General features: G+C 62.2%; 21 protein-coding genes. 14 read left to right on the top strand and 7 right to left on the bottom strand.

Features of this window, described 5'->3' with window-relative positions; translation table 11 throughout:
• Nucleotides 1–63: 63 nt before the first annotated feature.
• Nucleotides 64–906, top strand: coding sequence for an ATP-grasp fold amidoligase family protein (locus ACEW8G_RS13630; RefSeq protein WP_373488950.1), 843 nt, complete (start codon nt 64–66; stop codon nt 904–906).
• Here the strand turns inward: ACEW8G_RS13630 and ACEW8G_RS13635 are convergent, their stop codons facing one another.
• From ACEW8G_RS13635 to purM, 3 genes are all read right to left on the bottom strand, one after another.
• The gene (locus tag ACEW8G_RS13635; protein WP_373488951.1) at nt 907–1,491 is read right to left on the bottom strand and encodes a hypothetical protein; all 585 of its coding nucleotides are present in this window, start codon (nt 1,489–1,491) and stop codon (nt 907–909) included.
• Between the two features lie 5 nt (nt 1,492–1,496).
• Nucleotides 1,497–2,459 (bottom strand): phosphoribosylglycinamide formyltransferase, encoded by a 963-nt coding sequence (gene purN, locus ACEW8G_RS13640; RefSeq protein WP_373488952.1) that lies wholly within the window; start codon nt 2,457–2,459, stop codon nt 1,497–1,499.
• Between the two features lie 138 nt (nt 2,460–2,597).
• Nucleotides 2,598–3,713 (bottom strand): phosphoribosylformylglycinamidine cyclo-ligase, encoded by a 1,116-nt coding sequence (purM, locus tag ACEW8G_RS13645; protein WP_373488953.1) that lies wholly within the window; start codon nt 3,711–3,713, stop codon nt 2,598–2,600.
• Nucleotides 3,714–3,839: 126 nt separating this feature from the next.
• Between purM and ACEW8G_RS13650 the strand changes: the two genes are divergently transcribed.
• The 6 genes from ACEW8G_RS13650 to ACEW8G_RS13675 all read left to right on the top strand — a co-directional run bounded on the left by ACEW8G_RS13650 (nt 3,840) and on the right by ACEW8G_RS13675 (nt 10,573).
• Nucleotides 3,840–5,114 (top strand): heavy-metal-associated domain-containing protein, encoded by a 1,275-nt coding sequence (locus ACEW8G_RS13650; protein WP_373488954.1) that lies wholly within the window; start codon nt 3,840–3,842, stop codon nt 5,112–5,114.
• Nucleotides 5,115–5,118: 4 nt separating this feature from the next.
• On the top strand, nt 5,119–5,748 hold the full coding sequence (locus ACEW8G_RS13655; protein ID WP_373488955.1) for a chromosomal replication initiator DnaA: 630 nt from the start codon (nt 5,119–5,121) through the stop codon (nt 5,746–5,748).
• A complete protein-coding gene (locus ACEW8G_RS13660; RefSeq protein WP_373488956.1) occupies nt 5,735–7,891 on the top strand; it encodes an RNA degradosome polyphosphate kinase in 2,157 nt (718 codons plus the stop codon). The genes ACEW8G_RS13655 and ACEW8G_RS13660 overlap by 14 nt, the downstream gene beginning before the upstream one ends.
• Before the next feature lie 9 nt (nt 7,892–7,900).
• Nucleotides 7,901–9,394, top strand: coding sequence for a Ppx/GppA family phosphatase (locus ACEW8G_RS13665; protein WP_373488957.1), 1,494 nt, complete (start codon nt 7,901–7,903; stop codon nt 9,392–9,394).
• Nucleotides 9,395–9,489: 95 nt separating this feature from the next.
• The gene (gene epsC, locus ACEW8G_RS13670; RefSeq protein WP_373488958.1) at nt 9,490–10,191 is read left to right on the top strand and encodes a serine O-acetyltransferase EpsC; all 702 of its coding nucleotides are present in this window, start codon (nt 9,490–9,492) and stop codon (nt 10,189–10,191) included.
• Between the two features lie 31 nt (nt 10,192–10,222).
• Nucleotides 10,223–10,573, top strand: a complete 351-nt coding sequence (locus ACEW8G_RS13675) for a DUF2794 domain-containing protein (RefSeq protein WP_373488959.1) — start codon at nt 10,223–10,225, stop codon at nt 10,571–10,573.
• Between the two features lie 16 nt (nt 10,574–10,589).
• Here the strand turns inward: ACEW8G_RS13675 and ACEW8G_RS13680 are convergent, their stop codons facing one another.
• On the bottom strand, nt 10,590–11,915 hold the full coding sequence (locus ACEW8G_RS13680; RefSeq protein ID WP_373488960.1) for an MFS transporter: 1,326 nt from the start codon (nt 11,913–11,915) through the stop codon (nt 10,590–10,592).
• 158 nt (nt 11,916–12,073) lie between these two features.
• On the opposite strand from ACEW8G_RS13680, the gene pgsA reads away from it, so the two are divergent.
• Nucleotides 12,074–12,643 carry a CDP-diacylglycerol--glycerol-3-phosphate 3-phosphatidyltransferase gene (gene pgsA / locus ACEW8G_RS13685; protein WP_373488961.1) on the top strand — a complete coding sequence of 190 codons (570 nt, stop codon included), beginning with the start codon at nt 12,074–12,076 and terminating at the stop codon, nt 12,641–12,643.
• A 24-nt stretch (nt 12,644–12,667) separates the two neighbouring features.
• Here pgsA and ACEW8G_RS13690 read toward each other — a convergent pair whose 3' ends face one another.
• Together ACEW8G_RS13690 and rnd are read right to left on the bottom strand one after the other, a co-directional pair.
• Nucleotides 12,668–13,588 carry a hydrogen peroxide-inducible genes activator gene (locus ACEW8G_RS13690; protein ID WP_373488962.1) on the bottom strand — a complete coding sequence of 307 codons (921 nt, stop codon included), beginning with the start codon at nt 13,586–13,588 and terminating at the stop codon, nt 12,668–12,670.
• On the bottom strand, nt 13,585–14,805 hold the full coding sequence (gene rnd / locus ACEW8G_RS13695; RefSeq protein WP_373488963.1) for a ribonuclease D: 1,221 nt from the start codon (nt 14,803–14,805) through the stop codon (nt 13,585–13,587). Before rnd ends, ACEW8G_RS13690 begins: the two co-directional genes overlap by 4 nt.
• 152 nt (nt 14,806–14,957) lie before the next feature.
• Here rnd and ACEW8G_RS13700 point away from each other — a divergent pair, with 152 nt between their 5' ends.
• From ACEW8G_RS13700 to ACEW8G_RS13725, 6 genes are all read left to right on the top strand, one after another.
• Complete coding sequence (locus tag ACEW8G_RS13700) at nt 14,958–15,287, top strand: hypothetical protein (protein WP_373488964.1); 330 nt, start codon at nt 14,958–14,960, stop codon at nt 15,285–15,287.
• Nucleotides 15,287–16,795: an FAD-binding protein gene (locus tag ACEW8G_RS13705; protein WP_373488965.1), complete on the top strand. Its 1,509-nt coding sequence runs from the start codon at nt 15,287–15,289 to the stop codon at nt 16,793–16,795. The genes ACEW8G_RS13700 and ACEW8G_RS13705 overlap by 1 nt, the downstream gene beginning before the upstream one ends.
• A gap of 136 nt (nt 16,796–16,931) precedes the next feature.
• Nucleotides 16,932–18,710, top strand: coding sequence for an aspartate--tRNA ligase (aspS, locus tag ACEW8G_RS13710; RefSeq protein ID WP_373488966.1), 1,779 nt, complete (start codon nt 16,932–16,934; stop codon nt 18,708–18,710).
• Nucleotides 18,711–18,759: 49 nt separating this feature from the next.
• Nucleotides 18,760–19,098 (top strand): hypothetical protein, encoded by a 339-nt coding sequence (locus tag ACEW8G_RS13715; protein WP_373488967.1) that lies wholly within the window; start codon nt 18,760–18,762, stop codon nt 19,096–19,098.
• Between the two features lie 19 nt (nt 19,099–19,117).
• Nucleotides 19,118–19,489 (top strand): type II toxin-antitoxin system VapC family toxin, encoded by a 372-nt coding sequence (locus tag ACEW8G_RS13720; RefSeq protein WP_373488970.1) that lies wholly within the window; start codon nt 19,118–19,120, stop codon nt 19,487–19,489.
• A 169-nt stretch (nt 19,490–19,658) separates the two neighbouring features.
• On the top strand, nt 19,659–20,438 hold the full coding sequence (locus ACEW8G_RS13725) for a polyphosphate kinase 2 family protein (RefSeq protein ID WP_373488968.1): 780 nt from the start codon (nt 19,659–19,661) through the stop codon (nt 20,436–20,438).
• Between the two features lie 53 nt (nt 20,439–20,491).
• Here ACEW8G_RS13725 and ACEW8G_RS13730 read toward each other — a convergent pair.
• The coding region (locus tag ACEW8G_RS13730) for a dihydroorotase family protein (protein ID WP_373488969.1) at nt 20,492–21,040 on the bottom strand (549 nt) is incomplete at its 5' end.

The following is a 21,040-nucleotide window of genomic DNA, read 5'->3' on the forward strand; positions in this document are numbered from 1 at the left end:
TAAGCCGATCGCCAACTTAGCTGTGTTGTTGAACTGGCGGGTCGTCCAGCCCATTTGCGCTTAATGGATCAGGCAGCGCTTGCAGCAACAGAGGTCATCGCAATAGGCGATTCGCTGGCAAGGCTGCGGATCGCTGTCACCTATCTGTGGCGGCACCACCGGCTGCCGCAGTTGGATCGGCCACAGCGCTTCACCGAGTTTGTCCAGCATCGCAAGTTGTTCGATCGCGATCCGCGACTGCCGGCTTTTTCAGACAAGGTCAGGGCCAAGCAATTGGTCGCTGACCGCGTCGGCGCGGACTGGATCACGCCGACGCTGTGGCAGGGCACGACTTTGCCCAAACAACCGCCGTGGCCGCGACCGTTCGTGGTCAAATCGCGGCATGGTTGCAACCAGCGGGCCTTCGTCCGCGACGGCAGCGAGGATTGGGACGCAATTCGGCGCAGTTGCGATGGCTGGCTGGCGCAACCTTATGGTTTGTGGCTCGACGAATGGCTTTATGGCCAAATCCCACGCGGCGTGCTTGTTGAGCCGTTCATTGGCTGCAATGGCCTGTTGCCGCTCGACTACAAGCTGTATGTGTTTGGTGGCAAGGTCAGCGTTATTCAGGTGCATCTGGAACGTGAGACCCGACATCGCTGGATGCTGTTCGACCGGAACTGGCAGTGGGTATCAACGAAATCACGCAGCGATAATCTCGCGCCACCGGTATCGCTGGACCGCATGATAGGGGCCGCCGAAACACTGGCGCAGGGATTCGATTTCGTGCGTATCGATTTCTATGAAGTTCAAGGCCAGCCCCGCTTCGGGGAGATGACATTTTATCCTGGATCGGGCCTCGATCCGTTCGATCCGCCGGAGCTTGATCTGATGCTCGGCCAGCTTTGGTCGAATGCGCGCGGGTAATCAGGGTTGGCTTGAATTTCCGCCGGGGGCGGCAGGCTCCGGATCGAGATGATGCTGAATGTTGATGTCCTGACCGCTCTGCCGCGTCACTTTAGATGCGGTGCGCTGACGGCCGACTTCGGGCTGGATGCGCGATACGAATTCGCGCACATTGGCATCGGCGATCTGCATCAGCCGGTCGCAGGCAGCGCTGTCTGCATCCACCAGCATGTTGGCGATCTGGTGCGCGGCGACCAGCGGATCAAGGATGACCGGGCGATAGCCGCGATAGGCAGCCTGCTTGTCCTTGCCATGATCGTCTGCGATCTGGTTCTTGAAAAACAGCCTGCCTTTCTCAACCAGAATGGCGCTGTCGAACATGACTTCGACCACCTTTTTCGAAACGATGTCAGGGTGTTGAGCATCGCGCTTCATGGCGCAGATCAGCGAGAGGGTCTTGAGCACCGCGATCGACTGATTGGCCCACACCATCACTTCGCTGCGGCGCAGCGAATCTTCGCGCGCACGGCGCAAGGTGAGCAAAAAGCCAACCATGGCCATGATCGCGGACAAGATCTTCAGCAGCGTTTCAAGGTCGTTGCTCATGCTAACTAGAACTCCGCCGCGACATCGATCAGCTTGGTCAGCCGCTTGGGTGCGACCGCGCGCCAGCTTTTGGCGAGCCAGTCTTCGATATGCGACCAGTCGGTGCGGCCGGTGTCGAGGCGGATCGCGATCCAGCCTGAGGGCGCGTAGAATTTGGGCAGGTAATACAGGTCGGGGTCAGCTTCGATGAGCGAGGCCTGTTCATCCGCGCCGCTGGTCTTGACGAGCAACGCAATGGCGTCTTCGCCGTGGTGGTGGACCGAGACATAGGCGAAATATTTGCCGGTTTTCTCGCCGCCGACGCGCCAGCCGGGCGCGCCGTGCGAGGGGCGGGCATCGGTTTCGGGCAGGGCAAGGGCGAACGCGCCGATTTGGGCGACGATCCAGTCGGGGTCGGTTTCGCGTGTCACATAGCCGGCAAGCGTGCGGCTGTAGAGCTGGTGTTCGGCGATCAGCACGCGGGCGGCAAGTGTCTGTGAGGTATCTCCAGGCAAGATCGCAACCTCGGTCTGGCCTAGCACCGGCCCATCATCGAGCACGGCGGTGACCAGATGGACGCTGCATCCGCCCGCCGTATCGCCTGCATCAAGTGCGCGCTGGTGAGTATGCAGCCCCTTGTATTTGGGAAGCAGCGAGGGATGGATATTGAGCATCCGGCCCTCCCAGCTTGCCACGAAGCCGGGGGTGAGGATGCGCATATAGCCTGCCAGCGCAACATGGTCCGCGCCGGCCGCACGGATGGCGGCATCCATCGCAGTGTCGTGCGTTTCGCGCTCCATAGCGTGATGGCTGAGCGCGAAGGTCGCGATGCCTTCGGCCGCCGCGAGGGTCAGCCCGGCGGCATCGGGGTTGTTGGAGGCGACCAGCACCACCTCATAGGGGCAGGTGGGGTGCTTGGCGGCATAGACCAGCGCAGCCATATTGGTGCCGCTGCCCGAAATGAGGATGGCGACGCGAGCCTTGGTCATCTTTCCCCTCCCGCAAGCGGGAGGGGTGGCTGAACCGAAGGCGAGGCCGGGGTGGGCATGCAGGTTTCACGTCGAAGGTCCACCCCGCGCGGCAAGCCGCGCTGCCCCTCCCGCTTGCGGGAAGGGAAAGGGGGGGCATCACCCCGCATGCGTCGCAGCCCATGCTTGCCGCGCGCTCCAAGTCTCGACCGATCCGGCCACGGTGCAGCCCTTGTTGCCCGCCTCGATCCGCCCTATGCGGTGCACCGCCTCGCCAGATGCCTCCAGATCGGCGGTAACGCTGGCGACATCGTCCTCATCGACCACCAGCACCATGCCGATGCCGCAGTTGAAGGTGCGTGCCATCTCTTCCGGCTCAATGTTCCCCTGTGCCTGCAGAAACGCCATCAGCCGTGGCTGTGTCCATGCATCGGCATCGACATGCGCATGACAACCGTCTGGCAATACGCGCGGAATGTTTTCCAGCAGACCGCCGCCGGTGATGTGCGCTATCGCCGAAATCCGCCCCGACCGCACCACCGGCAGGAGCGAGGCCATGTAAATGCGCGTCGGCGCGATCAATGCATCGATCAGCAGCACTTCCTGATCGAACAGCGCGGGGCGGGTCATCTTCCAGCCCTTGTCCGCCGCCAACCGCCGGACGAGCGAATAGCCGTTGGAATGTACGCCAGACGAACCAAGGCCCAGCAGGACATCGCCCGGCTTTACCTGGCTGCCGGTCAGCACCGCGTCGCGCTCCACCGCGCCGACGCAAAATCCGGCCAGATCATAATCACCATCGGCATACATCCCCGGCATCTCGGCGGTCTCGCCGCCGATCAGCGCGCATCCGGCAATCTTGCAGCCCTCTGCGATCCCGGCAACGACGCGCGCGGCAATGCCGGTGTCGAGCCGCCCAGTGGCGAAATAATCGAGGAAGAACAAAGGCTCTGCGCCCTGCACGATCAGGTCATTGACGCACATCGCCACCAGATCAATGCCGATGGCATCGTGCCGGTCATGGTCGATGGCGAGCTTGACCTTGGTGCCGACGCCGTCATTGGCAGCGACCAGCAGCGGGTCCTTGAAGCCTGCCGCCTTCAGGTCAAAAAACCCGCCAAAGCCGCCGAGTTCCGCGGTTGCGCCGGGCCTGGCCGTCGCCCTGGCCATTGGACCGATGGCCTTGACCAGAGCATTGCCCGCCGAAATCGAAACACCCGCCTGCGCATAGCTGTACGAGGCAGGAGCGGGCGGGGCGGAGCTTTTGTCAGTCATGGCCAGAGCGGTTAGCGAGTTCTTGCTTGGATTTCCACGCCAATGTCGCCAAAAGGGCGCGCGAAACGACCGCCCGGCCACGGGAGGCGAGGACCATCTGCACACGATAATCATGAAACCGCTGTTTTGAACGTCACTTTGAACCTTCCGCGCCTGTCGCTGGCTTTGCCGCGCCGCTGGCTGGCAATGGTGCTCGTCGCGCTGCTGCTAGCGGCGGGAGCGATCGTCTTCGCCCAGATCGAGGGGGATCGTGGGATTCCCCCAGTCGCGAGCGGCGGCGACTTTGAAGTCAACGGCGTACGCGTCGATGCATCGGGCAAAGATTCGGCTGAGGCGCGCGCCAATGCCTGGCGCGATGCCCAGCGCAAGGGCTGGGAGGCGCTGTGGAAGCAGGTGAACCGATCCGGCGCGGCACCCAAGCTGTCCGATTCGGCGCTCGACGGCATCGTCTCGGCGATTGTCGTCGACTATGAGCAGATCGGCCCGCGCCGCTATATCGCGACGCTTGGCGTGCTGTTTGACCGGGCGCGGGCGGGCGAACTGCTTGGCGTCAGCGGATCAATGCTGCGCTCGGCGCCGATGCTCGTGGTGCCGGTCTACGTCAGCGGCGGATCGGCACAAGTGTTTGAGAACCGCACCCCGTGGCAGGCCGCATGGGCGCGTTATCGCACATCGGAGAGCATTGTCGATTACATCCGTCCGCACGGGTCGGGCGCGGATGGGTTGTTGATCAACGCGGCGCAATCGGGCCGTCGCAGCCGCACCTGGTGGCGGCTGATTCTCGATCAGTTTGGCGCGGCAGATGTCGTCATTCCGGTCGCGCATATTGAGCGGCGCTATCCCGGCGGGCCGATCACCGGGCGTTTTGCCGCGCGCTTTGGCCCGGACAACAGGTTGCTCGGCAGCTTTGAGCTGACGGCGCAGAACAGCGATGGGCTGAATGCCATGCTGGATGAGGCGATCAAGCGGCTCGACCGGATTTATGCGGGCGCAGTGCGCTCAGGCAACCTGCGCCCTGATTCGTCACTGATCATCGAAAAGCCGGTGGCGGTGGTTGAGGAAGAGATTGAGTCGAGCCTGAGCGAATCCGAGACTGTCACCAGCGGCGGACTGCCCACCGGTGCGGCTTCGATTTCTGTGCAGTTTGAGACGCCCGATGCGGCCTCGGTCAGCGCAGCCGAGCGTGCGCTGCGGGCCATCCCCGGTGTGCAGGCGGCAAGCACAGCGAGCCTGGCGCTGGGCGGAACGTCAGTGATGCGCGTCGATTTCGCAGGAGAGATCGATGCATTGCGCGGCGCGCTTGAGGCACGCGGCTGGCGGGTGCAGCAGGGCGCAGGCGTGTTGCGTATCTCACGGCCTGCGCCGCCAGCGCCGACACCAGCGCCGGGCGGCGGGGGCTGACAGCATGACGGGCCAGTTCGTTCTGCCCTTCGCGGCGGCCGGACCGGATGGCGACAATGGCTTCATCGTCACCGCCGCGAACCGGGCAGCGGTTGAGCGCCTGTTTGACTGGACGCGGCTGCCGTTTGGCGCGGCGGTGCTGATCGGTCCTGCCGGATCGGGCAAGACCGCGATGGGGCGCAGCTTTGTCTCGGGGTCAGGCGGGCGCTTCATCGATGATGCCGTCCGTGAGAGCGAAGAAACGCTGTTTCACGCCTGGAACCGCGCCCAGACGCTGGCGACGCCAGTGCTGTTCGCGGCCAGCACGCCGCCTGCCCAATGGGGCATTGGTTTGCCCGATCTGCTCTCGCGGCTGAATGCATCGTTGCTGGTCGAGATACCGCCGCCCGATGTGGAAATGATTGCGCTGCTGCTGCAAAAGCAACTGGCACACGCCGGTCTGGCCCTGCCCGATGTGCTGGCACATTATGCAGCGGTGCGGCTGGAGCGATCATACCCTGCCGTCCGCGCGCTGGCGCACAAGATTGATCAAATGGCGCTGGCAATGCAGCGGCCAATCGGCCAAAGACTGGTCCGCGACGCGCTGACGATTCTGGCAGACACAGGTGGCAGCCCCCCCGATGCAGACTCATGAGACCCCGATAGCCGATGTGCACGGCACTGGCGCCAGCCGCTATTTCAACCGCGAGCTGAGCTGGCTGGCGTTCAACGATCGCGTACTCGAAGAAGCTTGCAACCCCAGGCACCCGTTGCTTGAGCGACTGCGCTTCCTCTCGATCTCAGGCAACAATCTCGATGAATTCTTCATGGTGCGCGTTGCCGGTCTGGTTGGCCAGGTGGCGCAGCAGGTTGAGGAGCGCTCCGCCGACGGCCGCACGCCAGCGCAGCAGCTCGCAGACATTGAACGCGCCGTCGATCGGCTGAACGCGCAGCAGCAGGAGGTCTGGACCAGCCTGCGCGCTGATCTTGCTACGAACGGCTTGGTTAAGGCGTTGGCCGATGATCTGGACGCAGCAAACCTTGCCTGGCTGCGCGAGCATTTCGTCAACCAGATTTTCCCGGTACTGACCCCACAGGCGCTCGACCCGGCGCACCCGTTTCCATTCATCCCCAACAAGGGGCTCAGCCTGATCTTTGATCTCAAGCGCAGGTCCGATGGCAAGAGCGTGCGTGAACTGGTGATGTTGCCTGCCACGATGCCGCGCTTTCTGCGCGTACCTGGCGAGGCGGCTATGTATGTGTCGCTAGAAAATATCGTGGTCGCTTTCGCCGACAAGCTGTTTCCCGGCTATGACATTCTTGGTTCTGGCCTGTTCCGCATCATTCGCGACAGCGACATCGAGGTCGAGGAAGAGGCTGAGGATCTGGTGCTCTATTTCCGTACCGCGCTCAAGCGGCGGCGGCGGGGGCAGGTGATCCGGCTCGAAACATCGCATCGGATGGACGAGGGGCTGGCGCGGCTGCTCGATGAAAACCTGCTGCACGAAAGCGGCACGAAATCATCAGACGATGGCTTCCTTGGGATCGGCGACCTTGCCGCGCTGGTCGATGAGGACCGGCCCGACCTCAAGTTCCCGGCCTATACGCCGCGCTTTCCTGAACGCATCCGGCAGCATAATGGCGATTGTTTTGCCGCAATCCGCAGCAAGGACATTCTGGTCCACCACCCTTACGAGAGTTTCGAGGTGGTGATCGCGTTTCTCAAACAGGCCGCGCAAGACCCTGATGTCATCGCCATCAAGCAGACGCTTTATCGGGCGGGCAAGCAATCGGCGATCATCAACGCGCTGATCGCGGCGGCGGAGGCGGGCAAATCGGTGACCGCCGTGGTCGAATTGAAGGCGCGGTTCGACGAAGAGCAAAACCTGCTGTGGGCCAGCGCGCTGGAACGCGCCGGGGTGCAAGTCGTCTACGGCTTCATCGAGTGGAAAACCCATGCCAAAATATCGATGGTGGTGCGGCGCGAACCCGAGGGTTTTCGCACCTATTGCCACTTTGGCACCGGCAATTACCACCCGGTCACCGCGCGCATCTATACCGATCTGAGCTTCTTTACTGCCGATCCGCGCGCCAGTCGCGATGCGGCGCAGCTGTTCAACTACATCACCGGCTATGTCGAGCCCGAGCAGCTTGAACTGCTCAGCATGTCGCCCAGGGACATGCGCAATGACATCATCGCGCTGATCGACCACGAGATCGACGTCGCCCGTTCGGGCCAGACTGGCGCGATCTGGGCCAAGATGAACTCGCTGGTCGATCCGGCGATGATCGAAAAGCTCTATGCCGCAAGCAATGCCGGGGTGCAGATCGAACTGATCATCCGCGGCATCTGCTGCCTGCGGCCGGGCGTCCCCGGCATGTCTGACAACATCCGGGTCAAGTCCGTGGTCGGCCGGTTTCTGGAACACAGCCGCATCTGGGCCTTTGGTAATGGCGCGGCGCTGCCCAACGATAACGCCCGCGTGTTCATCAGCTCTGCTGACTGGATGCCGCGTAATTTTGACCGGCGAGTCGAATATATGCTGCCCATCGAGAACCCGACGGTGCACGACCAGATCCTTGAACAGGTGATGGTCGCCAACCTGCTCGACAATGAGCAGAGCTGGGAACTGGAAGCCGATGGCAGCTACATCCGCATCCGGCCCGATGACAAGCCCTTCAACCTGCATCGCTATTTCATGACCAACCCGTCGCTGTCCGGGCGGGGTGCGGCACTGAAACACAGCGATGCGGTGCCCAAGCTCAGTCTGCACCGCCGCACGCCGCGTGAAGACTGACGATGCCAGATGGATTTCTTTATCCGCAAGCTTAACCAACAGGCGCACCTGCACCGCACCGCGATCATCGACATCGGGTCCAACTCGGTCCGTCTGGTGGTGTATGCAGGGCCACGCCGCAACCCGGCGGTGATTTTCAACGAAAAGGTGATGGCGGGGCTTGGCAGATCTCTTGCCGACGATGGCACGATTGATCCCGCGGCAACCGAGCGGGCGTTGGACACACTGCGGCGTTTCAGCATTCTGGCGCGCGAGATGGACGTCGATGAAACCGTGTGCGTTGCCACCGCAGCCGTGCGCGATGCGCGCAACGGTGCGGAATTCTCGCGCAAGGTCAAGGCTTTGGGCCTAGATATCAGGATCCTGTCTGGAGACGACGAGGCGCGTATTTCTGCGCTTGGCGTGCTTTCCGCCATTCCGCAGGCCGATGGCATCGTCGGCGATCTTGGCGGCGGCAGTCTCGATCTGGCGCGGGTTGCCGATTGCCAGGTTCACGAAACCGCGACTTTCCCACTGGGCGTGTTGCGCGCCGCCGCGATGCAGCGCAACGATTCCGGGGCGCTGGCGCGCAGTGTTGATGCCATGGTCTCGGCCAACCCGTGGCTGGTGCAATATCCGGGCAAGCCATTCTATCTTGTCGGCGGGTCATGGCGTGCGGTGGCGCGGCTCGATATGCACATCGCGCGTTACCCGCTGCGGGTGTTGCATGAGTATGAGATGGCGGCGGACCGGGCAAACCAGCTTGCGGATGCGATGACGACGATCGATCGCGACGCGTTGCGCAGCGCCATCGGGATCGCTCCCTCGCGTATCGAGACACTGCCTGAGGCGATCGCCTTGCTGCAGTTGATTCGCGATCAGGTGCAGCCTGATCGTTTCGTGGTCTCGGCGTACGGTTTGCGCGAAGGCCTGCTGTATGACCGGATGGCCGCCGATGTGCGCGCGCGTGATCCGTTGCTGGTGGCTGCCGAGCGCTTCGGCCAGCTGCAATCGCGCTTTGGGGCGGAAGCGCAGCCACTGTTCGACTGGATCGCGCCGGCATTCCCCGACGATCCGCCTGAATGGCACCGGCTGATGCTGGCCGCCTGCTATCTATCGGATGTCGCTTGGCAGGCGAGCCCGGATTTCCGCGCCGAACGCGGGCTCGAGATCGCACTGCACGGCAACTGGGTCGGCGTCGATATGGTTGGTCGGTCGATGATCGGTCAGGTGCTCTATACCAACTTTGGCGGCGGCCCGCGTGCCTTCCCGATGAACCGGCATGTCGCATCGCCCGAAATGCTGAACCGCGCCATTGCCTGGGGGCTGGCGATGCGCCTGGCGCAGCGGCTTGCCGGGGGCACACATGACCTGCTGGCGCGCAGCGCGCTGCAGTGCACCGATGATGCGGTTGAGCTGGTGCTGCCAACGGCGGACCGGTCGCTGTTTGGCGAGGTCGTGGAACGCAGGCTGCGTCGCCTCGCCCAGTGTTTGGGCAAGGACTACCGGCTCAGGCTCGTTTGATCAGCGCGCCGTTGGGCCACTGAATCAGCGCAGGGCTGGAAAAGCCCAACCGGATTGTCTATCTTGAACAATAGTCTTTCAGGAAGGATCGGCGCATGACCAAAGCGCTTTGGGAGTATGTGGATTCAATCCGTGCGCGCGATCCCGCACCGCGCTCGCGGTGGGAGGTACTCCTGTATCCGGGCGTTTTGGCGCTCGGCCTGCACCGCGTGGCGCACTGGCTGTTTCAGGGCGAGCTGTTTTTCCTCGCGCGCTTCGTCAATCACCTGTCGCGTTTTCTGACCGCCATTGACATCCATCCTGGTGCCCAAATCGGCGAGCATCTGTTTGTTGACCACGGTTTTGTCGTCATCGGTGAAACGACGGTGATCGGCAATAACGTGACCATCTATCAGGGCGCAACGCTTGGAGGGCGCAACCCCACCGACGGTGTAGGCGGCAAGCGCCACCCGACGATCGAGGATGATGTGATCATCAGCCTTGGCGCTGCGGTGCTTGGGCCGCTGACCGTGGGCAAGGGCGCGCGCATTGGTGCCAACGCGGTCGTGACACGCGATGTCGCCCCCGGCGCGGTGATGGTCGGCATCCCGGCGCGCCCGACGCTCGTCGACGCGGCTGAAAAGCAGCGCGGGTTTGTGCCCTACGGCACGCCGTGCAGCCAGACCTTCGATCCCTCAACGCAGAAACTCGAATTGCTCCAGTGCGAGATCCGCCAGATGCAGGAACGGATCAACCAGTTGATCGACGAACGCGATGCCGCGCGCAAGCCGGACCGGGACAGCGGCACAGCCGCTTGATGCGAAGGCTCGATGACATGAGGACGACCGCTTGAACCTTGGCGAGAATGTTGCGTTGTTCCCGCTGGTTCATGGCGCGGTGCAGCAGGTGGGGTTCGACCGGCACGAACTCAATCGCATCCTTGATCTTTATGGCCGCATGGTCACCGCAGGGTTCTGGCGCGATTATGCAATCGATCTTGGCCGCGACGCCGCGGTCTTCTCCTGTTTTCGTCGTGCCGCCGAACGCCCCGAATTCCGCATTGAAAAGCGCCCGGCGCTGCGGCGCAAGCAAGGGGCATGGGCGCTGATCGGCGAAGGCGGTGCGGTGCTCAAGCGCGGGCATGAGCTTTCGGGTGTGCTGGCCCCGCTGGAACGCAAGCTGGTCAAGGCTGTCGACTGATCAGGCAGCTGGTTGGTCAGACGTCCATTTCGTGTTCGGCGTGCGGCATGTCGCTTGCCTTGTCGAGCAGCCAGCCAAGATAGGCCGCCACCAGGCACATTGCCGCGCTCAGCAGCAACTGGTTGACGACCGCAAGGCCAGCCAGGCTGAGCCCGATCGCGATCAGTGAGCCGATCACCATCGCGCCTGAATTGACGATATTGTTGGCGGCTATGGTCCGCGCCGCCTCGCTCTTGTGCACGGTCGTGGTCAAAAAGGCATAGAGCGGCACCACGAACATGCCGCCCGAAACAGCGATCCCCAGCAGCGAGAGCAGCAGCGGTATCGCCAGCGGCAGCACCACAAACTCACTGACGTTGAACAGCGATCCGCCGGTATCGGGCACCCAGAGGTTGCAGACGACATAGAAAGCGACAACAAACCCGCCCATGACGATCACCGATATGGGCGAATAGCGCGCCGATACCTTGCCCTTGAGCAAAGCGTTGATTGCCACCGACCCAATGGCGACGCCGATTGAGAAGACCACCAGAAACAGGCTGGCGACTTCCTTGCTGGCGGTTAGCACGTTTTTGGCGAGCGGCGGGAACTGGATGAACAGCACCGCGCCAATCGTCCAGAAAAAGCTGATCGCGACGATCGCAAGGAACACCCGGCGCACCTTCATCGTCGCGCGGATCAGCGTGATCGAGGCGCGGATAAAATTATAGTCGAGTTTGCGCTGGTCGGTCATCGGCGGCGCGGGTGGAACCTGCCGCCCGGTCAGATATCCGATAATCGCGGTGATCACGACCGCAATGCCTGCGACCTCGACCGGGATCCACCCGGCCAGGATCGTGCCCAGCAAAATGGCGATGTAAGTGCCCGCCTCGACCAGCCCGGTGCCGGCGAGCACTTCACCCTCGCGCAGATGCTGCGGCAGGATGGCGTATTTGATCGGCCCGAAAAAGGTCGAATGGATGCCCATCGCAAACAGCGCAACCATCATCAGCGGAATCGCGAAACTGTGTACGGCGATCCCCGCCCAGGCAAGATAAAGCCCGGTGCCGCCTGCCAGCATGATAAAAATCTCGCACAACTTGACGATGCGGATGATCCCCGCCTTGTCGCGCGTGTCGGCAAGCTGGCCTGCCAGCGCCGAAAGCAGGAAGAACGGCAAGATAAACACTGCCGTCGCCACCGCGCTGAACCATGTTTCGGCTGTTTCATCGTTATAGACGCTGTAAACGACGAACAGCACCATGGCGTTCTTGTACAGGTTGTCGTTGAACGCGCCAAGCAACTGGGTCACGAACAGGGGAAGAAAGCGCCTTTTGTTCAAAAGCGCGCCAGCCGATGTCATGCAGTGTTGTCCTCTGCGCTATGGTCTTGCGCCTGCGCACCCATGGACGGATTTCCGGTCCGGGGCACGATCGACGGCGGCATCGGTATCGGGATGGAAACAAGGGCGGTCAAGCCATTTCCATTGTGCGTGAATGGCGTTAAGACACGCCTCGCAATATGCTGACGCTGCCCAACATCCTGACGCTGTCGCGCATCGTGACCGTTCCGCTGCTTGCCGCGCTGTTGTGGTGGCCGGGCTGGGCGACCGGCTATCTGCTGGGCTTTGTCGTTTACTCGCTGATGGGCGTGACCGACTATTTTGACGGCTATCTGGCGCGTGCGCAGGGTGCGGTTTCGCGGCTGGGAATTTTTCTTGATCCGATCGCCGACAAGATCATGGTCGCCGCCGTCATCTTGATCCTGTGCGCGGCTGGCAACGACCGGTTTCCGCCGCTGATAGCCGAGGTGCATGTCATCGCAGCGATGATCATCCTGCTGCGCGAAATCACTGTATCTGGTTTGCGCGAATTTCTCGCCGGGCTGCAGGTGTCAATGCCGGTGTCGCAACTGGCCAAATGGAAAACGACGCTGCAGATCGTCGCGCTCGGCACGCTGATCCTGGCCGGCGGCTTTCGTGAGCAGGTGTGGATGCATGATCTGGGGCTTGCTACGCTGTGGGCATCAGCCATCCTGACGTTGGTCACCGGCTGGGACTATCTGCGGGTCGGCCTCAAGCACATGGATTGAGCCGGCCAGCCGCTCACGTCTATTTTAGACCGTACATTTGCCCTCGGCATGGCCGCGCCGCAGAATTTCGGCGAGCATCCGGAATTCATCGGCACGGGGGCTGTTTTTTCGCCAGATGATCGCGATGTCGCGCGACGCGTGATCGGCGAGCAGCGGACGCGCGACAATATCGGTGTTGGTCAATATGCCGGCATCGATGGCGATCTGCGGCAGCAACGTCAGCCCCAGCCGATTGTCTACCATCTGCACCAAAGTGTGCAGCGATGTGCCGAACATCATCGCGCTGGCGCGCAGTTCGGGCCGGTTGCAGGCGGCGAGCGCGTGGTCCTTGAGGCAATGGCCGTCTTCGAGCAGCAACAGACGCGATTCGTCGATGAGGTCAGGCGAGACGAAATCGGGTGGATCGCGCGGGTCATCCTTGGGAAAGGCGACATACAGCGGATCGACAAACAGCAGTTCGCTCTCCACATCGCCAGCGGCAAAGGGCAGGGCGAGCAACACGCAATCGACATGGCCATGGTGCAGCGAATCGACGGCGGCGCTGCTGACCTCCTCGCGCAGGAACAGCTTGAGCTCAGGCTGTTCTCGGCGCAGGCCCGGCAGCAGTCGCGGCAGCAGGAATGGCGCGATGGTCGGGATAACGCTCATCCGCAACTCGCCCGCCAGAGGGCGGCCGCTTGATTTGACCAGATCGGACAGCTCTTCGGCTTCGCGCAGCACGCGGTGCGCCTTGGCGACCACGGTGTTGCCAAGCGGGGTAAAGCGCACCACCCGCCGGGTGCGCTCGACCAGCACCACACCAAGCAGCGTCTCAAGCTCGCGCAGGCCTGCCGACAGCGTCGATTGGGTGACATAGCAGGCGTCGGCCGCCTTGCCGAAATGGCCGTGCTCCTCAAGCGCAATCAGATATTGCAGCTGCTTGAGGGTCGGCAGATACGATGTCATGGCTGCTCGACGAGCGTGACCGGCTCCGGAGCGTCGGGAAGGTCTTTGGTCAGCCCGGTGCGCGTCATCTTGATCCGGCCATCGGCAATCGCGAAAGCCATATGGCCCTCGACAAGCGCCAGTGCGTCGCGCCCGAAGACCTCGAAGCGCCAGCCTTCGAGGATCGCCAGATTGGTACGCACACCTGCGGCCAGCGCCTCAAGATCGTCGCTGCGCGCCAGCAGCTTGGCCGCGACATCCATCTCGCGCGAACGGATTTTCAGCAGCAGCTTCAGCAGGTCGGCGACCAACCCGCCTTCCTTGCCCAGCGCCGGGCCACGCGGTGCCTTGGGGGGCATCTCGTCGGGGCGCAGCGGTCTGGCGGCGAACAGCGCGTCCATCATGCGCGCGCCGATGTCATTTTCGCGCCATGCGGCGGACAGTCCGCGCACCTTGCCAAGCTCATTTTGCGTCGACGGTGGATGCGCGGCAATATCGGCAAGCGTCTCATCCTTCATGATCCGTCCGCGCGGCAGGTTCTTGTCCTGCGCTTCCTGCTCGCGCCACCAGGCCAGCGCACGCATCCGGCCCATGACCTGCGCGTTGCGCGATGGCGCACGAATGCGCTGCCACAGGGTATCGGGATCGGGGGTATATTGCGCGGGGTTGCCGAGCTTTTCCATCTCGACATCCAGCCACGCGCCGCGACCGGTCTTGCGCAGCCGTTGCAGCATCTTCGGAAAGATTTCAGCCAGATGCGTGACATCGCCGATAGCATAGTCGATCTGCCGCGCTTCCAGAGGGCGGCGCGACCAGTCGGTAAAGCGCGCGCCCTTGTCCACAGTGCGGCCGAGCCAGCTTTCGACCAGATTGGCGTAACCGATCTGTTCGGCCTGGCCCAGTGCCATCGCCGCGACCTGCGTGTCGAACAGCGGGGTCGGGGTCTTGCCGGTCAGGTTGAAGATGATCTCGATATCCTGCGGTCCTGCGTGAAACACCTTGAGCACATCAGGATTATCGGTGAGCAGGTCGAGCAGCGGGGTGAGATCAAGCCCCTGCGCCATGGGATCGATCGCGGCGGCCTCTTCCAGATTGCCGATTTGCACCAGACAAAGCTCTGGCCAGTAACTGTTTTCGCGCATGAATTCGGTATCGACCGCGACAAAGTCAGACCTTGCCAGGCGCGAGCACAATTGCGTCAGGGAATCGGTGTCGCAAATCAGCGGGTGAATCAGCATGTTCGATCTATACAGCGTGCCGGGTTTGGCGCAAACAATGCCACGGTCGCACCATAATAGGCAGTGATTCCCGGCATTTCGCCGGGCGTTGCCGATAATCGCACATCGTTACCATCTTGCTCGCCGCTGGAGACATGCGGCTGGGGGTCTGAATGTGGATTTATTATGCGCTTATCCTTGCGTTGGCGCTGGCGCTGGTTGGTCAGCTGCTCTCAGCTGGCGGCGATGTTTTTCTGGGTCTGGAAAACGCCCGGCCAATTGGCGGCGACCGGTGCGTTATCACAATCATCGGCTGGGGATTTGCCAGCCGCGCGGCGCGTACGGGATCGGTGAGCGATCCGCTGGGGCGCGGCATCAACGACATGCGATTTTCGATGAGTTTCGGGCAGATCATGCTGTCGCTGGTGACGCTGGGCATCGTCCGCCGCGTGAATGTCGACTATCGCATGTTTGCTGGGGATAGTCCGGTGGGTGACGCCTGATGCCGTTGCCACTGCACCGGGGTCCGCAGCTGTGGACCAATTATCATGGCACCGAGTCAGCGCAGGTCGCCGATCTGATAGAGTTGGACAACAGCGATGCCGCACATGGCCGCGATGTGCTGCGCGATGTGGCGAGCGAAGTGCTGGCGCTGCTGCGCAAGGCGCGCCAGGCGGGCAAACATGTGCGGCCATTGGGGGCAGGCTGGTCGCCATCGCCGATCACCATCGTGCCCGATGGCTGGCTCGTCGAGACCCGGCGGATCAACCGCTGCTTCCGCCTGAACGCTGAGGATGTCGCGACGGGCCGCGATGGCAGCTGTCTTATGCTGGTGCAGGCGGGGGCGACGGTGGACGAAGTCAACGACAGCGCCGAGGAACTGGATCTGTCGCTGCGCACCGGCGGGGCGAGCAACGGCCAGACCTTCGCGGGCGCCGCCGCCACCGGTACGCATGGCAGTGTATTAAACGCGGGCGGTATTCAGGACCATATCCGCGCGCTGCAGGTGGTCACCCCATCGGGCATCTTTTGGGTGGAGCCTGAGCAGCCAGTGATGGATGCGAGCTTTGTCGCAGCGACGGGCAGCACCATCATGCGCGACGATGATGTGTTCGCCGCCTGTTTGGTGTCGGTGGGCGTTATGGGCTTCATCACCGCCGTCGTCATCGAATGCACGACGATTTACATGGTGCGTAACATCCAGAAACGCGCGCGCATTGCCCGCAGCCATATCGCCCAGCTTTCCGCCGATGACTTTCGCGGCTTCTCAAGCGAGTTCGGGCTGAATGAGGACCCGCATTTCTTGCAGGTCATTCTCAACCCGTTCGCACCGTTCAACAAGGATGCGCTGCTGCGGCTGCTGTATCTGCGCGATTTCGATCCTTCGATCCCGCCCCCGCCACGCCCGCTCGTCGGGGCAGGCTATGATGCGCTGACGCTGCTTGGCAAGGCGATGGCGCGTGTGGATGTGTTGCGCGCCGAGATTCTGCAACTGGCAATGAGGGCAGGCTATGCGACCCAGCGGGACATCACCGACCCTGAAGCCATTGCCACATGGGGCTATACGACTGAACCGCACAACCCGATTGCCAATCTGTTCAACGGATCGGTTACGCTGGCGCGTGGCGATCTTGACCGCGCATTTGATCCGCTGATCGAGGCGTTTGTCAGCGGCGGGGGCGGCACGGTGGTGACCCTGCGCTTCATGAAGCGCGCTGCCGGGCTGCTCGCGCCGGCGCGTTTTGCGGACAATGTGGTGATCGATTTTGACGGGCCACGCAGCGATGTCAGCCATCGCGGCTATCGCGCGGTGATTGCCAAGCTGGATGCCGAGGGCATTGCATTCACTCGCCACTGGGGCAAGACCAACGATCTTGATGCGTCGCGCGTGGCGCGCGATTATGGCGATTCCTACCCTCGGTTTCGTGCTGCGCAGCGCCGCCTGATGCCCGATCCGGGCGATCTGGACGTGTTTTACAGTGACGCGCTGGCGCATCTCGGTCTGATTTAACGCGAGCGTCCAAAGGCGGTCTGCACCGCCACAAGCCTTGACAAAATGCTGGCCGCGCTGTGTTAGGCGCGCATATGCCGCGCCAAATCTGCGTCCGCACCGGCAGCATTCACATTGTCAGGATTGAGCCATTTCCATGCACGCCTATCGCACCCATGATTGCAGCGCGCTTCGCGCCACCGATGTCGGCCAGACCGTCCGCCTGTCCGGCTGGGTCCATCGCAAGCGCGACCATGGCAATTTGCTGTTCATCGATATGCGCGATCATCACGGACTGACCCAGATCGTCACCGATTCAGACAGTCCGGCGTTCGCCTCGCTTGAGCGCCTGCGCGTCGAAAGCGTAGTCACGGTCACCGGCATGGTGGTGGCGCGCTCGGCCGAGACGGTAAACGCCAACCTGCCGACGGGCGAGGTTGAAGTGCGCGCGAACGAGGTCGTCATCCAGTCCGCCGCTGAAGAGCTGCCGATGCCGGTTGCGGGTGAGCAGGAGTATCCCGAGGATATCCGCCTGCGCTATCGTTTCCTCGATCTGCGGCGCGAGCGTCTGCACCGCAACATCATGCTGCGCAGCGCGGTAATCGCATCGTTGCGCAAGCGGATGATCGACCAGGGTTTCACCGAGTTTCAGACCCCGATCCTCACCGCGTCGAGCCCTGAAGGCGCGCGCGACTATCTGGTGCCCAGCCGCGTCCACCCCGGCAAGTTTTACGCGCTGCCGCAGGCGCCGCAGATGTTCAAGCAGCTGCTGATGGTCGCAGGCTTCGACCGCTATTTTCAGATCGCGCCGTGCTTTCGCGATGAAGACGCGCGCGCTGATCGCAGCCCCGGCGAATTCTACCAGCTCGATCTTGAAATGAGCTTCGTGACGCAAGACGATGTTTTTGCGGCGCTGGAGCCAGTGCTGGGCGGCGTGTTCCGCGAATTTGCCAACGGCAAGGCGGTCACCGAAGACGCGTTCCCGCGCATTCCGTATCGTGAATCCATGCTGAAATATGGCTCTGACAAGCCTGACCTGCGCAACCCGCTGGTGATCAGCGACGTCACCGATCACTTCAAGGGTTCGGGCTTTGGCCTGTTTGACAAGATCGTCGGCACAGGCGGCACCGTGCGCGCCATTCCCGCTCCCGGTGCAGGCGGGATGAGCCGCAAGTTCTTTGATGACATGAACGACTGGGCGCGCGGCGAAGGTCATGCCGGCCTGGGTTACATCAACATCCGCGATGGCGTCCCCGGCGGCCCGATTGCCAAGAACCATGGTGAGGAAGGAACCGCCAGGCTGATCGCAGAGCTTGGCCTTGGCCCCAACGATGGCGTGTTCTTTGCAGCGGGCAAGGAGCTGCAGGCGGCAAAGCTCGCCGGCGCTGCGCGCACGCGGGTAGGCGAGCAACTGAACCTGATCGAACAGGGCGTGTTTAAATTCTGCTGGATCGTCGATTTCCCGATGTTTGAATATGACGAGGACGCCAAACGCATCGATTTCAGCCATAACCCGTTCTCGATGCCGCAGGGTGAGATGGAGGCTCTGGAAACGATGGACCCGCTCGATATCCTCGCCTGGCAGTATGACATCGTCTGCAACGGGGTTGAGCTGTCTTCGGGCGCGATCCGAAACCATCGGCCCGACATCATGTACAAGGCGTTCGAGATCGCCGGATATTCTAAGGAAGACGTCGAGAAGAATTTCTCTGGCATGCTCAACGCGTTCAAATATGGCGCGCCGCCGCATGGGGGCTCTGCGCCGGGAGTCGACCGCATGGTGATGCTGCTCGCCGACGAGCCCAACATCCGCGAGGTCGTGCTGTTTCCCATGAACCAGAAAGCCGAAGACCTGATGATGGGCGCGCCATCGCCGGTGAGCCTGAAGCAGTTGCGCGAGTTGAACATCCGGGTGGTTGAGCAACAAAAAGGCTGAGCAAATCTCGGCCTTGCCGATACTGTGAAACTGTGATACTGTGTCGGTCATGAAGAACGTGACCATCGCTCTGGATAACGAAACCCACCGGCTGGCGCGCATTCGTGCCGCTGAATTGGGCACTTCGCTTTCGGCCTTGGTCAAGGGTTATCTGCAGGGGCTCGCCGATGGTGTGCCGCCAGCAGATATGCCTGATACAGGAGTGCGCGAAATGCCGATGTCGTTTTCATCCATGCAGCCTGGAGATTTTGTGCCGCTGAAAAAGCCTCGGCAGCCCGGCGCGATGCGGGGGCAAATTCATATGGCGGATGATTTCAATGAAACCCCGCAATGGCTGATTGACGCCATGGAGGGTAAAGACAGCACATTGTCGTGGCCCCAGGAATAGGGCGCAGCCCGTGCGGCTGATGCTCGACACGCATGTGCTGCTGTGGTGGCTGCAGGACAATCCGCGACTGGGCCAGCGCACGCGCGGATTGATCGCTGATCCAGCCAATGAGATCATGATCAGTATCGCGACACCCTGGGAAATTTCGGTCAAACATCGCATCGGCAAGATGTCGGAGAGCGGCGCGGCCATCATGGCGGCAGTTATCGATCAGGACATAGCGGTGATTGACCTGACCGCAGCCCATCTTACGGTGCTTGAGGCGATGCCACTGTTGCATCGTGATCCGTTCGATCTCCTGATCATCGCGCAGGCTTTGGGTGAGCAGGCCGCAATCATCACCGATGATGCGATGTTCCCCGGCTATGGCGTCCTCTGTCTTGATGCATGAGGGGGTGATAGAAAGCACCGACTTGCCCGATGACCTTTGCAACATGGCTATTGCTAACGCATGATAATCATGCAGGTTTGCAGAAGCGGGGGCGGCGATGGCGGCGGAGCTTCCACAATGGCAGCAGCCGTGACGCGGCCCGCTAAGCCCGCCTGAACGGAGACCTGGAATGAGCATAACCCTGGCCAATTATGAAAAAGGTGGCGGGTTTGATGGCGATTATGTCGAGGCGTTGAAGCTGTTGCAAAGGCGACTGTCGCTCGCCCATGCCCGGCACATCGTCCATGGGCACCGCGCGATTATCGTGATGGAAGGCTGGGATGCAGCGGGCAAGGGCGGCATCATCAAGCGGATGACGGCGGAATGGGACCCGCGCTATTTTCATGTCTGGCCGATCAGCGCGCCAACGCCTTACGAAAAGGACCGGCATTTCCTGTGGCGCTTTTGGCAGAAGCTGCCCGGCAGCCGCGAGGTCTGCGTGTTTGACCGATCCTGGTATGGCCGGGTGCTGGTGGAACGCGTCGAGGGCTTTTGCAGCGAGCGCGACTGGAAGCGCGGCTATGACGAGATCAATGAATTCGAGGCCCAGCAGGTCGATGGCGGCACGGCGGTGATCAAGCTGTTCCTGCATGTGACTCAGACGACCCAGGACAAACGGCTGGCCGATCGTCTGTCCGTCCCTGAAAAGCGCTGGAAGGTGACGGCGGATGATTTCCGCAACCGCGCGCGGCGCGACGACTATCTTGAAGCGATGCAGGCGATGTTCAAGCAGACCGACACCCGCTGGGCCCCTTGGGCGGTGTTCGACGGCAACAACAAGAAAGCCGCCCGCATCGCGGCGATGACCCATGTCGCCGAACGACTTGAGGCGAGCGTACCCAAGGACCTGCCCGAGGCCGACCCGGCGCTGGTGGAAATGGCAAGAGAGGCGTTTGGGTATAAGGGTTAGGAAGTGGTTCGGGTTCGCCAACGTATATTGCGCTTGTTGGGGCTTATGGTTGGTTAACCACTGATCTGATCGACCAGCCGCCCGCCCTTGAACAGTGCCACGCATCGGCCTTGCACCGGCAGTTTGTCGAACGGGGTGTTGCCCGCGCTCGCCGCCATGCGGGCGGAATCGACCTGCCAGGGGCGATCAGGATCGACCAGCATGATGTCCGCCTCAAAACCTTCGCGCAACGCGCCTGCTTCCACGCCCAGAATCCGCGCCGGGTTGGCGGCGATCAGGTCGAACAGGCGCTGTGTGCTGATCAAACCATCGCGCACCAGCCCCAGCGACAGCGGTAGCAGCGTCTCGGCACCTGCCATGCCCGGCTGCGCGTCGGCAAAGGGCAGTCGCTTATCTTCGGGGCCGCGCGGGTCATGGCCGGACGAGATCACATCGATGGTGCCATCGGCGACAGCTTCGAGCGCGGCCTGCCGGTCGTCCTCGCAGCGCAGCGGCGGCGACAGGCGCGCGAACGTGCGGAAACCGCCCAGCGCAATATCTGACAGCAGCAGGTGCGCAGGTGTGATCCCTGCGGTCACCGGCAGCCCTTCCGCCTTCGCGGC

The organism is Blastomonas sp. (assembly GCF_041747255.1).
Taxonomy (GTDB): domain Bacteria; phylum Pseudomonadota; class Alphaproteobacteria; order Sphingomonadales; family Sphingomonadaceae; genus Blastomonas.